This is a genomic window from Arcicella sp. BE140 (genome assembly GCF_031456255.1).
GTDB classification, from domain to species: Bacteria; Bacteroidota; Bacteroidia; order Cytophagales; family Spirosomataceae; genus Arcicella; species Arcicella aquatica.
On record NZ_JAVDUE010000019.1, the window covers coordinates 123,735 to 137,128 of the forward strand.

Here is a 13,394-nt window from a genome sequence, read left to right on the forward strand (position 1 = left end):
ATATTATATGCCCTACCTCCGTGGCAGGTCTCCTGACCAGTCCACACTACATCTACTTCCTTGGCTGGTCGGGAGACCAGCCAAGGAAACAGCGTCTTATGTCTTTCAGTCCTAAAGTCTTCAAGTCTTCAAGTCCCAAAGTCCTAAAGCCCCAAAGTCCTTAAATTCAAAAAAATCCTAAAAAAGTCTTATTGTTGCAACCTTTTTCATTATATTATCATCTTATGGTCTGAGAAAAATACTATCTAACAACCGAAAATTATACTATGAAAAAAAGAATTCTGCTTGTAGATGCCCTGAGAGGCTTCGCTTTATTAGGTATTATCTTGGCCCATATAGGCGGCTGGTTTATTGCGGGAAGCATGCCAAGTGAAGTTTGGCAAAAATACCAGACGGATACAGCCAGCACAATCGTCAATTATATTGATGCCATTTTTATTTCTGGAAAGTTCTATACTTTTTTCTCGTTCTTTTTTGGGGTGAGTTTTGCATTACAATTGTTACAACGCAAAGAAGACGACCAACGGTTTTTGCCCAGATTTATGTGGAGGCTCATTATTTTGTTTATCATTGGGTTTATCCATCACATTCACTGGCGAGGAGACATTCTAGGCATTTATGCCTTCCTTGGTTTTTTTATGATACTGTTCAGAAACGCTAGTGAAAAGGTACTGTTGGTAGCCATCTTGTTTTTTACGCTGAATGTGCCGAGTTTTATCCATGAAGTGATTGCCTATAACCAACCACCAGAAAAACCAAAATCAGAGAAAGAACAAAAGGCTGAACAGGCTAAATCTGAAAAAGAAACTGCCCAAAATTATTATACCTTAAAGAAAGGCACTTATGCCGAAGTAATCGTTCAGAATTTTAAAGATTTTGCCTTTAAAGCGAGATTTCAATGGGAATCAGGACGAATCTTTGTGACTTTCGGCTTTTTTCTATTAGGACTTTGGGTGGGAAAACGTAAGATTTTCGAACATTTGTCGGACCATCAACGGTTGATTAAAAAAATCATGTGGTGGTCTATCGGGGTGAACGTCTTTATTATTGCTTTCTTTTTAACGATAGATATTGCCCAACTTTGGGACAAAATGCCAAAATGGTTTGGGATGGTTGGCAATTTCTTGTTCTCGCTCCACTCATTACTCATGACGATTTTTTACATTGCAGGACTATCGCTTTGGTTTAGTAAAAACTACATGGAAAAAGTAATGCTCAATTTTGCTGCCATTGGCAAGATGGCCTTGACCAATTATTTGCTACAAAGTGCTATTGGTATCTTGTTGTTTTATGGAATAGGTTTTGGGTTGGCTGGCGAGATTAGTCCTGCTTGGTGCTATGTAATAGGCATTGTAATTTTTAGCCTTCAGATAGTGTTCAGTAAATGGTGGCTGAGTAAGTTTAAATATGGACCAATGGAATGGCTTTGGCGTTCGGCTACTTATTTAAAGTGGCAAGTTTAGTTGTGAGTTTTTAGTTGTGATTGAGTGAATGGTGAGTTAGTGATTATATATTTTATCTTCGTGGTTGGTCTCCTGTGACCAGTCCACATTGTTTTTTAGAATGTGACTGGTCGGGAAACAAAAAGTAGGTTTGAATTGCATTCAGCCGTTTCCTACATGAAATAAAGTAACAATCCTATCGTTAAAATTATTTAAAAACATATATTTGTATATAAATAATAAAGTTATGGAAGACAGAAAAGTTGATGAACTTCTATTGAAGATGGATGCTTTCATAGAAAATATAAAAAAAAGTAAGGAATCATCTAAGCAGTTTCTACAGGATGCAGGGATTGTAGATAAAGAAGGTGACCTTGAAGATAGATACAAAGATATATGTATACCTCAAGAACTGGTCTAATTCTTGGTTTTCATGGTACAGACAAAAGTATTGTTGATAAAATTATCAATAGTTCTACCGAAGATTTAGAACCTAAAATCAATATATATGATTGGCTAGGAAATGGCATATATTTTTGGGACAACAGCCCAAAAAGAGCCATGGAATGGGCAATTGAATCAAGTAAAAGGAAAAATTCTATTATAAAAGAACCTTCTGTTATTGGAGCTATTATTGACTTAGGATATTGCTTAGACTTATTAGATTCTAAAAACTTTGAACTATTAAAAAAAGGGCACGAGATACTATCTACTACATTAATGGCATCTGGTACACCAATGCCAAAGAATAAAGGTAGAGATGAAGATTTAGCTCTGAGAGAACTCGATTGTGCAGTAATTGAATCTTTACATGGTTTTTTGAAAGTAACTGGTGAAAAAGAATTCGATTCTGCTAGAGGAGTTTTCTGGGAAGGGAATGCACTATATGAAGGTGCAGGATTTAAAGATAAAAATCATATCCAAATATGTGTGAAAAATATTAATTGCATTAAAGGATATTTTAGACCATTAGAAAGAATAATCAATTAGGCTTTCATCAAAACTACTATAATACCAAAGGGTTTGGGGTTCGAATCCCTACGAGACCACAACCCATCCCAGTAATCATCTTTTCCCCCGATACCTCTCCTCAAAAAAATCAAAAAAACGACTACCAATTGGGATTTCTATAGGTCCTATATTGATTTTGGTTTTCTGAAAACTGTCTATCTTTTTTAAATTGACAATATAGGAATTGTGTATTCGGCAAAATACCTTTTCAGATAATTTCACCTCCATCGCCTTTAGGTTTAATCGCGTCAGGATGGGCTTCTGTGGGGCTTTTACGGTGTAAATCTTCACATAGTCTTTTAAGCCTTCTATGTATAGAATTTCATCATACATGATTTTTATTTCCTTGTATTCTGAATACACAAAACAACAATCAGGCTCATTTTCTTCACTTACTGGCAAGGGAGTAGTTTTAGACAATTGCCTTAAAATAAATAATTCGTTGGCTTTGTTAGTTGCTTTCAGCAGGCGCTCAAAGGCAATGGGTTTTAATAAATAATCTACCACATTCAGGTCATAGCTTTGTAAGGCGTATTGCTCAAAAGCCGTCGTAAAAATAACCATAGGCGATTCGGAAAGACTTTTGAGCAACTGTATGCCCGTCAGACTAGGCATCTGAATGTCAATAAAAAGTAAGTCTATCGTTTCCTTTTTCAATATTTCAAACACCTCTAAAGGATTGGTCGTTGACTTTACTAAATCAAGATAGGGTATTTTTTGTAAATCATCTACCAAGATATTCAGGGCAAATGGCTCATCGTCTACAGCCAAACAACGTATTTTCATGCGCTCAGGTTTATCAATAAGTTTACTTCAAACTGTCCCCATTCAGTGTTAATACTAAGCTGGTGTTTGTCGGGATAATGCAAGGCTAGTCGCTTCTTTACATTCGGAATCCCAATGCCAGACTCTTCTTCTAACAAAGGAGAGTTTCCCGTAAAAATATCATTTTTACTATAAAAGTGTAATACTTTGTCCTTGATAGACAAACGAAATTCAATGGGCGTATCTTGCTGACTATGCACGCCATATTTAAAGGCATTTTCTACAAAGGGAATAAACAACATAGGTTCTATCATCAAGGTTTCCGTATCGCCCTCTACCTCAAATATTACCTTTGAAGGGTCAATCAGCCTCATGCGTTGCAAGTCGATATAATCGTTGAGGTACTTTATTTCTTGCGAAAAAGCTACTTTGTCATGGTTGGCATGATAAATCATGTACCGTAGCAAGTCTGAAAGCTTGAGAATATATCCTTCTGTTTGTTCAGATTTTTGTCGTGCCAGCCAACGAATATTATTAAGGGTATTAAACAGAAAATGAGGACTTACTTGCAATTTCAACACCGCCAATTCTGCGGCTATTTTTTCATAAATAATTTGCTGTTGGATAGCCTTATTTTCTGTGCGCTCTCTCCAGAGGGCAATCACACTGCTGAGTGCTACCACCAAAATAAACGAGACAAACATCCCCAAAAAATGAGGTGAATTGAGCATCATGGGTGGCCCTGCGAAAAACGGTCGCGGACGCTCCTCGCCATGTAATGGTGGTGGACCATCATGTCTTGGTCGTGGCATATCATCAAAGGTAACGTCAAAAATCACCTTATCGATTACAAACATGACGATGAATGCCCCTAGCAATAAACCTATGAATGTACCCCACGTGCCTTTTTGAAGGGTATTCGGCGTCAGCCAATGTAGGTTGAAATAAAATAGTCCTATCAATAAAAAGTTGTTGATAAGGTTGGAGACCAGAAAGGGGTAAAACTTCAGGCTTTCCTTGATTGAGAATGGGAAGAAAGAAATGGGGGCTAAAATAAACACCAACCACCCCAAAATATGTATTAAAAAGGAATATCGCTCTAAATACTTCATAGCATGAATACAACGAGAAGTTTATCAAAAATTTGGTGTCAAGTTACGCTTTTATTTACTGATATAGTTTTGAGGTCGTTACAAGTGTCTATCAATACATTCATTGTGCATATTTTGATTGAAAATGCCTTCAAATTGGGCTTTTATCTACACAAGTAATCTACTATTCTACACTCGTTTATTCAGTAACTCGTTGGTGCGTTACTTTGGTCTTCAACCTCATCTCTCTATCTTTTATCCTTAGCGAGGGACTTAAGTCCTACCGATTACTCACATATTTTAAAAAGTTGAAATGGAAATGTAATTATTGATCAAATTAGCTAAAATGTACATAAATAGTCTTTAAAACCAAGCATTGAAGCCCTCATCTCTATCGAGGGACTTAAGTCCCTCGATAGAGATAATGATTTGATTATTAATAATTTACAAACTTGTGGGTAATCAGTAGGACTTAAGAGTCCATCGCTAAGGATAAAAGATAGAATTTAACCGCACTCTTCCTAAAGACAATGGGAAGCATAGTCGGATTGGGTGAGTTTTTTTCAAGTATTAAACCCAAAACCATGTTTATCCGTAAATTCATTCTTATTATCCTCTGTTCGGCTCTGGCTAGTTCAATACTTGCACAGTCCAGCCACGAAAACCCACAATATGACATCGTCTTCCCTCAACGAAAGGTAAACAAATTGGTCATTACCTTAAAGAAAGAAGACTGGCAACATATTCAGTCAGAAATGAAAAATATTTTAAAGACTGAATTTGGCACGATGAAAAACGGACGAGGAATGCCCAATATGCCTCTGCCTAACTTTGATAGAAATACTCCAAACAGACAGGATAGGCAATGGGGTTCTCCGATGAAGATGATACAAAAAGACCCGCCATACGTTTCGGCGAAACTTACTTTTAAAGATAGTACTTGGCAACAGGTGGGTTTCAGACTAAAAGGGAATTCTAGTTTGATGATGTCGTGGGGACAAGGGATTTATAAATTACCCTTTCGACTAAACTTTGGGAAATACATCAAAAAAGGAAGTGATTTTTATGGGTTTGAAGAACTCTCCATGTCACCTGCTATGGGTGATAATTCGTTAATGAGAGAAAAAGTAATGAACGAAATTTTTCAAAAAGCAGGCATCAATGCTCCGCAAACTGCTTATTATCAGGTATATATTGATTTCGGAGAAGGTGAAAAATATTGTGGTATTTATACGATGGTGGAAGTAGTAGACGACACTATGATTAAAACACAGTTTGGCGAGAAGTCGGGCAATATTTATAAGCCAGAATCCACCTTCGCAAGGTTTGATAGTACTGCTTTTGAAAGAAAAAATAAAAAAAGTTCTCCTGCCGACTGGAGCGACATCAAGCAGTTGATTAAGGTATTAAATGCGTCATCACGCACTAACAATCCTGCACAATGGCGAAGCGATTTAGAGGGCGTATTCAATGTAAACCAGTTTTTGAAATGGTTAGCCGTCAATGCTGTGGCGGTCAATTGGGATACTTACGGAGCGATGGCGCATAATTTTTACCTGTACAATTCTCCGCTAGGGCACCTTACATGGATTCCTTGGGATAATAACGAGGCACTAAAAACTGGCAGAGGTGGTGGTGGTTTTGCGGGGCCGCCCGATATGAATGGGATGCCTGCCTTTAACCCAACCATGCAACAAGGCGATGCCCCTGCTATGCCGACGGGTGGGAGAGAGATGCCTCCACAAATGATGCCTCCTATGATGGGAAAAAGTGGGTCGTTATCCCAAAAAGAGGTAACAGACCGCTGGCCATTAATCCGTTTTTTGATGGATGATGAGGTATATGCCAAACGATACAAAAACTATGTAAAGGCCTTTAGTGTGTATATTTTCACACCTGCCAAAATGCACGCTTTGTTGGATGAACATTACCAATTACTAAAACCTTTGGTGGCGTTAGAACAAAAGCCTTATTCGCAATTGACTGATGTAAATGCTTTTGAAAAGGAATTTGAAGGGCTTAAGAAACACATTGAGGCACGACAAGAGGCTGTTCAGACTTTTTTGATGGAATAAATAATCTATCTACACAAACACGACATTCATCTACACGTATGCAACGGTTGGAATATGGGGCTGGTCTTCGATGTATAAACTTCACCCCCTGCCTGACTACGCGTCCCGCTCTTTTCTGAGAGGGGAAAAACGAGTACTCGAAGGTTCCCCTCTCTGGAGGAGAGCGGGACGCGTAGTCGGGTTGGGGGTGAGGTTTTTTACCCCATACAAATAAAACCAATATGAAAATCAACAGCTTAGGGGCCTTTCTCTTACTGGGAATAATGGCCTTGTCTTCGTGCAAGGTAAACGATGAGATAAGTGCCTCTACACCCGACTGGACGGAAGCGTCTCATGGCAACAGCGTTAGCCCAGATTATGATGTGGCTTTTCCACAGGATAAAGTAAATACGCTTGAAATTACGATGACGTCGGCAGATTGGCAGACCATCAAAAGTGATATGAAAACCAAATCTGGGTCAGATTTTGGTGCAAGTTCATCTGGCATTGGGATGCCTGGCGGGGCAAATCCCGGTGGCGGAGGGGGTGGGAACGCTGGTGGTGGTGGCTTAGATCTCATCACTGGCGACCCTATCTATGTAGCCACCTCAGTAAAATTCAATGGTAAAGAATGGTACCACACAGGTTTCAGGCTCAAAGGAAACTCTAGTTTATCGGGAGCATGGCGAAGTGGCAACTATAAATTGCCCTTTAAACTGAATTTTGATGAGTTTGAAGATACCTATCCCGAAATCAAAAATCAGCGGTTTTATGGCTTTAAAGAATTCTCGATGTCGCCGGGATATAATGATAACTCGCTGATGAGGGATAAAATAGCAAGTGATTTATTCAGAGCAGCGGGCATTCCTAGCGCTCAAACTGCCTTTTATAAAGTGTACATCAATTTCGGTGATGGGCTAAAATATTGTGGTGTATACACAATGGTAGAAGTAATAGACGACACGATGATAAAAAATCAGTTTGGTGAAGACGATGGTAATATGTACAAGCCAGAGTCGGCATTAAAAACTTTTGTGCAAGACGATTTTGAGAAGAAAAATAACAAAACAGCCGCTGATTACTCGGATGTACAAAGCTTCATAACTGCCCTAAATGCTAGTACACGCACGAGCAATGCGAGTCAGTGGCGAAGTGATTTAGAAAAGGTTTTTAATGTAGATCATTATTTGAAAATGCTAGCGGTCAACAACGTCATTGTGAATTGGGATGCTTACGGAGCGATGGCTCATAATTATTACCTCTATACTCATTCCACTAAAAAAATAACATGGATTCCGTGGGATTTTAACCTTTCGATGACCACTAGCAGTACAGGTGGACAGGGCAATAATCAGCAAGGGGTTTCCTTGGCGATGACGGAAGTAACCAATGCTTGGCCATTGATTAGGTATTTGGCAGATGATGCCACCTACTATGCTAAATACAAGGCTTACGTAAAAGAATTTAATGATAATATTTTTACGACTGCTAATGTAAATGCGATGTTGGATAAAAACTATACCCTAATTGCCCCTTATGTGACAGGCTCTGAACCCGAACAAAAAGGCTATACTTACCTGAGCAGTGCTAGCGATTTTGCCACAGCAATTACAGCCTTGAAAACGCACGTTGTAACGAGAAATACGGCGGTGAAGGCTTTTGTGAAATAAAACCTCACCCCCAGCCCCTCTCCTTCAGAGAGGGGAGCTTTAAGCTCGAAAGTCTGCTCCCCTCTCTGAAGGAGAGGGGCTGGGGGTGAGGTCATTATAAAAACTAACCAACATAATTATATCAATATGAAAACCACAACAACATTTTTATGCCTGATTTTAAGTGCGCAACTATTCGGACAAAGCAAAAAAGACCTTAAAAAATACCGTGTAAAAAACATTACCGAAATAATTGTTGACGTCAGCGGAGGGAAAGAAACCAAACGAACAGATGTACAGAAGAAATTGGATGATAACGGTAATGTAATCGAGGAAATCAATTTTGATAAAAAAGGCAATATCCAAACCAAAACCCTTAACAAATACAACTCAGAAAAAGATAAGGTAGAGGAAATTGTGCAGGATGCCAATGGCAAACAGATAAGTAGAGAAGTTTATAAATACGACATCAACGGCGAGAAAAAAGAGGAATGGAAATATAATGAACTGAATGCCTTAGAAGCCAAGCAAATCTACACGATAGACAGCAAAGGATTTAGGACAGAACGAAAAACCATCGACGCACAAGGCAAAACCATTCAAATAAAGAAATACATCTATGGGAATTAATAGTTTGTTAGAGACTATCACAAAGGAAATAGCACGGTTTGAGCCTATCACGCTGGCGGAAATGGACAAGGTAAAGCTGATGGATAGGGTGGATGTAAAATACGTCATTCCACTTTGGTTACTGCCAGAGCTATTAAAAGAAGCCCGTGAACATTACAAAGTAGTGATGGTCAACCATGAGCGTATTTGTGCGTATGAAACCCAATATTTTGATGAAGATAACCAGATGGGGCTATATCATCAACACCAAACGGGTAGTTTGAATCGCTACAAAATCCGTACACGCAATTATGTGGGGTCTGATTTACAGTTTTTTGAGATAAAATTTAAAAACAACAAAGGCAGAACACTTAAAAAAAGGATAAGAACAACTGAGTACGATAAACCGATGATTGATGAAGATAATGAGCGTGATTTCCTTGAAAAACATTCTCCTTTCCACCCCAACGATTTAAAGGGCGTGCTTTGGGTGTTTTATAGGCGAATCACGCTTGTTAGCAAACATCATCTGGAAAGGCTGACGATAGATTTAGAACTCTGTTTCAAGAACGATGACAAAGAAAAGGCGTACCCTACGATTGTGATTGCGGAGGTAAAACAAGAGAAAAAGGGCGCTTCGCACTTTATCGAACTCATGAAAAAATACCACATCCGCGAAGGCTCTATCAGTAAATATTGCTTTGGCATTATCAGCTTGATAGAGGGCGTAAAATACAATCGTTTTAAACCACATTTACTAAAAATCACTAAATTAATCAGACAACATGATGCTCTTGCAGGACATAGCTAGTACAGATACTTTACAGAATATTCAAGGGGCTGGGTTTGAATTATTGGACAAACTATCACCCAAGTTTTTTTTACGACTAACCATTGATTTAATTGCGACTACCATCTTGGTAAGGCTTATTTATTACAGAACCTACCACAAAACAGAGCAGTTTTTTACTTTTTTCACCTTCAACCTTACCATTTTTCTCATTACCAATTTATTGAATAATGTAGAGATGTCTATGGGGGCAGCCTTTGGGTTATTTGCGGTGTTTTCAATGCTTCGTTACCGTACAGAAAGCATCTCTACCCGTGATATGACCTACCTCTTTTTGGTCATTGCGATAGGTTTACTATCGGCAGTAAGCAAAGGAGGTTGGGATGAGCTTTCGGCATTGAATGGCATTTTGTTAATCACAACCAGTGTATTGGAAAGTAAATGGTTGGTAAAAAAACAACACTCAAAATCAATCATTTATGAACGAATAGAGTTGATTCACCTCAGCAGACGTCAGGAGTTGTTAGAAGATTTACAAAACAGAACTGGGCTGAATGTGCAACGAGTCGAGATAGAATCAATTGACTTTTTGAGAGATGCTACCCGTATGATTATTTACTATTTTGACTAAACTAACCATGAAAAACACACAGCTATATATACTTTGTCTTTGCTTGATGAGTACTCTAATACATGGGCAAAGCACTAAAGATTACAACGATTTTCAGACTTGGTATGGAGCGTCGATTAAACTAGATTTACCCAAAAGATGGTCGGTATCAGGGCAATATCGTATGCGTTTAGCAGATGATGCGAGCAACTATAAGGGGTCGTATGTGTACGGACAACTAGATAAACGCTTGAGCAATACATTTGAAATAACAAGTAGTTATCGTTTGGCGATGGTGGACAAAGGTACTTACCATCGCTATGCTTTGGGGATTGAGGCTCAAAAAGAAATAGGTAGGTTTAGGGCTTCTATCAGACCGATGATACAGTATCAGAAACAATATTTTGTGGGCGACGACGAGCAGTCGGATACGGATGCTTTTCTACGGACACGTTTTACGGGCAAGTACAAACTTACTAGGAGGTTGGATGTATATGCTTATACGGAACCTTTTGTAGAGCTTGATAATAGCTTGGCTTTCGATAGATTTCGTAATTCGGCAGGATTGAAATATGAGGTAAACAAAAGTTTTAAGGTAAACTTATACTATTTGTGGGTACCTGATTATTCGCACAAACAACTCCGTACTAACCATATTGCGGGGCTTGATTTAGAGTTTACGCTAAAGCCTTGGAAAAAGAAAAAGCGGATTATTAGTGTGGATGAATAAATATGGTGAATCGTAATTTGGTAATCGTTGGGAATGCGGACATATTGCACTCGACCATTATCGTCGGGAATGCGGACATATGCAATATGTCCCTACTTTTTAAACGTGTAAAATAATGGTAGGGCTTAATTGCATTAAGCCTATTCCCTCCACACTACACGAAAATACCAAGTATATTTCGCCCTATTATAAATGATATTAATGGTATTATCCATATTTTCAATAGTATAACCAGACATAGCAACCACGTTTGTTTGCAGACTGGAGGTAGCATCGGAGGAGCTTAGTATTTTTTGAGCCATACGGTCAACCTCTTCTTTGATGAGTGTTTTATTGGCTACTATCGTCACCTCTTTTAATTCTCGTGCTTCGGGAATGAGTAACAATATATTGAGGTCATTTTCTCCAGAATCGTTGGGTCTGATAGTAATATTTTTTGCTACACGACCAATGCAACTTATGCCTAGAGAATCATTTCCTTCGTGGAGGTTATGGATAATAAATCTTCCTTCAGTATCACTCGTTTGCAGACTGACGGCCTTATTTTGTAGGTTCTTGAGCGTAACTCTTACAAAAGCTACGTGCTTGCCAGTTGTTGAATCCATGACAAAGCCTTTGGTAGCATGGGGCGTTTTTGGGGAAGACTGTGTGAAAACTGGATAAAAAGTAAAGAGACAAAAAATAAAAGTAAGGAGCTTTTTCATGGCATGACTGAGGTTTGTGAAAATCATGTCCAATATTAAAGCGATGACTGACCCAAAAGTGGGAAATGTGTTGAATCCCTTAGAAAATGGGGTGAATTACACCCTTTCGTAAAGCCTTGCCTGTGGAAATATTACCGACAAGGCTTTACTGTTAGTATTTAACCCCACAGCAGGTGAAAAACGCTAAAGGTTTTTAATTTTGATATTTCTAAATGATATTCCTTTCGACCAATCCTGTAGAGCGATACTCCCTTTGGTAGATTTACTAAATTGAGGGAAATACTTAAATCCACTTTTGGCCACTAGTGCTTTCCATTCTTTCGCATTAAGGTTTTGTTCAGCAGTTAGTATGCCATTTAGATAAAACTGCACCTGACCATTTACTTGTTTAATAATCGACTGATTCCATTCGCTGGCAGGTTTGGTTGGTGCTACATTCTTTTGGGGGTAAAAACCATACAAACAGCCAGAACGTTTTTTGGGGCTTATTGCAAAGTCAGGATGAGATTCCTCTAACAATTGATATTCTGGCCCCGAAGCCCAAGCCGTTGGAATACTTTCTTTTTCAATGACATTGAAAAAAACGCCACTGTTACCCCCTTCACTGATTTTCCATTCAAATTTTAGCTCGAAATTCTGGAAAACCTTATCTGAAACCAAATCACCATGTTCAACCTTAAAGGTATCTGGTTTACAGTATAACTCGTCGTTCTGGATAATCCAAGCCGATGGAATTTTCCCTTTATTGTAAATATGCCACCCATTGGTGGTTTTACCATCAAATAGTAAAATCCAACCCTCTTTTTTCTCTTGTTCTGTCAAGATATTATTTTCTTGGATGGTAAATGATGACAACACAACTGCAGTTAGACTTAATACAGTAGCCAACTTGATTAATACATTTTTCATAAGTTTTTTGATTGTTCTTGGAATTGGGGATAAAAGTTAACTCGTATTCATTATCGGCACGTCACTCATAAATAGCCTTACTTTGGCTATAAATATTGGATGTAAAAAAGCTAAGTACGCAGCAAAACATATTGTAATTATAGGCAAATTTACAGGATATTGAACGCTGTACTATATGGTTGAAATTTGTATAATAGTGTGTTTAAAGATGTTGTCGCTTGGCTTGTTACTCATGCACAATTATATATGTATCCAAGATTAGACAACTTTTCAAAAGTTGTCTAATCTCTTCATTCCTATTATAAACTAAACTAAAAACATTACTTTTGTTACTGGAATTCCTAAACACTTAACTAAGTAAAACAATCTAACGATAATGTCGAATATTAGAACATTAAAGCCTCGCAAAAGAATAGCCCTGATTGCACATGATAATAAAAAAGCTGAATTGATTGAATGGGTATATTATAACAGAGGCGTATTATCAAGACATGAATTATATGCTACAGGCACTACGGGCAGACTGGTGGAGGAATCTATCGACCGACCTGTCGCTAAACTATTGAGTGGGCCTCTGGGTGGTGACCAACAAATCGGGGCTTTGGTGGCCGAAGGTGTAGTAGATTTGATTATTTTCTTCTGGGATCCTATGTCGTCGCAACCGCACGACCCTGATATTAAAGCATTACTTCGACTCGGAGTAGTTTGGAATATCCCGATGGCTTGCAACCGTGCTACGGCTGATTTTATGCTAACATCACCTTTGATGAATAGCGAGTATGAATCTAGACTGACAGATTATTCTGTTTATTTGGGGAGAAAAGTATAGTCGTTTGATTTGAAAATTTGGTGATTTGAAGATTTGAAAATGGAAATCAATCTCACTTGCAACTATTCTTTTCTATTAGCCGGTGACTTAAGTCACCGGCTAATAGAAACATGTGTCATCCCGAATTTTGGGTAAAAGTTGTCCATAATATATTGTGAATGGCTATTCTTAATCTGTAAATCGGTATCGAAGCATTTCGGT

14 protein-coding genes are annotated in these 13,394 nt (G+C 38.4%); 10 read left to right on the forward strand and 4 right to left on the reverse strand.

Going from position 1 to position 13,394, the window contains the following annotated elements; translation table 11 throughout:
• Positions 1-266 precede the first annotated feature (266 nt).
• The 3 genes from J2Y60_RS21360 to J2Y60_RS21370 all read left to right on the forward strand — a co-directional run bounded on the left by J2Y60_RS21360 (position 267) and on the right by J2Y60_RS21370 (position 2,432).
• The gene (locus J2Y60_RS21360) at positions 267-1,463 is read left to right on the forward strand and encodes a DUF418 domain-containing protein (RefSeq protein WP_309923527.1); all 1,197 of its coding nucleotides are present in this window, start codon (positions 267-269) and stop codon (positions 1,461-1,463) included.
• A 226-nt stretch (positions 1,464-1,689) separates the two neighbouring features.
• A complete protein-coding gene (locus tag J2Y60_RS21365) occupies positions 1,690-1,863 on the forward strand; it encodes a hypothetical protein (protein WP_309923529.1) in 174 nt (57 codons plus the stop codon).
• A complete protein-coding gene (locus J2Y60_RS21370) occupies positions 1,839-2,432 on the forward strand; it encodes a hypothetical protein (RefSeq protein ID WP_309923531.1) in 594 nt (197 codons plus the stop codon). The genes J2Y60_RS21365 and J2Y60_RS21370 overlap by 25 nt, the downstream gene beginning before the upstream one ends.
• Positions 2,433-2,507: 75 nt before the next feature.
• On the opposite strand, the gene J2Y60_RS21375 is transcribed toward J2Y60_RS21370, so the two are convergent.
• The gene (locus J2Y60_RS21375) at positions 2,508-3,239 is read right to left on the reverse strand and encodes a response regulator transcription factor (protein ID WP_309923533.1); all 732 of its coding nucleotides are present in this window, start codon (positions 3,237-3,239) and stop codon (positions 2,508-2,510) included.
• On the reverse strand, positions 3,236-4,330 hold the full coding sequence (locus J2Y60_RS21380) for a sensor histidine kinase (RefSeq protein ID WP_309923535.1): 1,095 nt from the start codon (positions 4,328-4,330) through the stop codon (positions 3,236-3,238). Before J2Y60_RS21380 ends, J2Y60_RS21375 begins: the two co-directional genes overlap by 4 nt.
• 509 nt (positions 4,331-4,839) lie before the next feature.
• Between J2Y60_RS21380 and J2Y60_RS21385 the strand changes: the two genes are divergently transcribed.
• The 6 genes from J2Y60_RS21385 (at position 4,840) to J2Y60_RS21410 (ending at position 10,751) form a co-directional block, all read left to right on the forward strand.
• Entirely contained in the window at positions 4,840-6,384 is a 1,545-nt protein-coding gene (locus tag J2Y60_RS21385; RefSeq protein WP_309923537.1) for a CotH kinase family protein, read from the forward strand.
• Between the two features lie 221 nt (positions 6,385-6,605).
• Entirely contained in the window at positions 6,606-8,033 is a 1,428-nt protein-coding gene (locus J2Y60_RS21390) for a CotH kinase family protein (protein ID WP_309923539.1), read from the forward strand.
• Positions 8,034-8,159: 126 nt separating this feature from the next.
• Positions 8,160-8,642, forward strand: coding sequence for a hypothetical protein (locus J2Y60_RS21395; protein WP_309923541.1), 483 nt, complete (start codon positions 8,160-8,162; stop codon positions 8,640-8,642).
• On the forward strand, positions 8,632-9,432 hold the full coding sequence (locus tag J2Y60_RS21400; RefSeq protein WP_309923543.1) for a polyphosphate polymerase domain-containing protein: 801 nt from the start codon (positions 8,632-8,634) through the stop codon (positions 9,430-9,432). The genes J2Y60_RS21395 and J2Y60_RS21400 overlap by 11 nt, the downstream gene beginning before the upstream one ends.
• Positions 9,407-10,042 carry a DUF4956 domain-containing protein gene (locus J2Y60_RS21405; RefSeq protein WP_309923545.1) on the forward strand — a complete coding sequence of 212 codons (636 nt, stop codon included), beginning with the start codon at positions 9,407-9,409 and terminating at the stop codon, positions 10,040-10,042. Before J2Y60_RS21400 ends, J2Y60_RS21405 begins: the two co-directional genes overlap by 26 nt.
• A 46-nt stretch (positions 10,043-10,088) precedes the next feature.
• The gene (locus J2Y60_RS21410; RefSeq protein ID WP_309959272.1) at positions 10,089-10,751 is read left to right on the forward strand and encodes a DUF2490 domain-containing protein; all 663 of its coding nucleotides are present in this window, start codon (positions 10,089-10,091) and stop codon (positions 10,749-10,751) included.
• Between the two features lie 140 nt (positions 10,752-10,891).
• Here J2Y60_RS21410 and J2Y60_RS21415 read toward each other — a convergent pair whose 3' ends face one another.
• Both J2Y60_RS21415 and J2Y60_RS21420 read right to left on the reverse strand, forming a co-directional pair.
• Positions 10,892-11,455 (reverse strand): carboxypeptidase-like regulatory domain-containing protein, encoded by a 564-nt coding sequence (locus tag J2Y60_RS21415; protein WP_309923550.1) that lies wholly within the window; start codon positions 11,453-11,455, stop codon positions 10,892-10,894.
• 183 nt (positions 11,456-11,638) lie between these two features.
• Positions 11,639-12,364 (reverse strand): DUF1080 domain-containing protein, encoded by a 726-nt coding sequence (locus tag J2Y60_RS21420; RefSeq protein ID WP_309923552.1) that lies wholly within the window; start codon positions 12,362-12,364, stop codon positions 11,639-11,641.
• 376 nt (positions 12,365-12,740) lie between these two features.
• On the opposite strand from J2Y60_RS21420, the gene J2Y60_RS21425 reads away from it, so the two are divergent.
• A complete protein-coding gene (locus J2Y60_RS21425; protein ID WP_309923553.1) occupies positions 12,741-13,193 on the forward strand; it encodes a methylglyoxal synthase in 453 nt (150 codons plus the stop codon).
• The last annotated feature ends 201 nt before the right edge of the window (positions 13,194-13,394 follow it).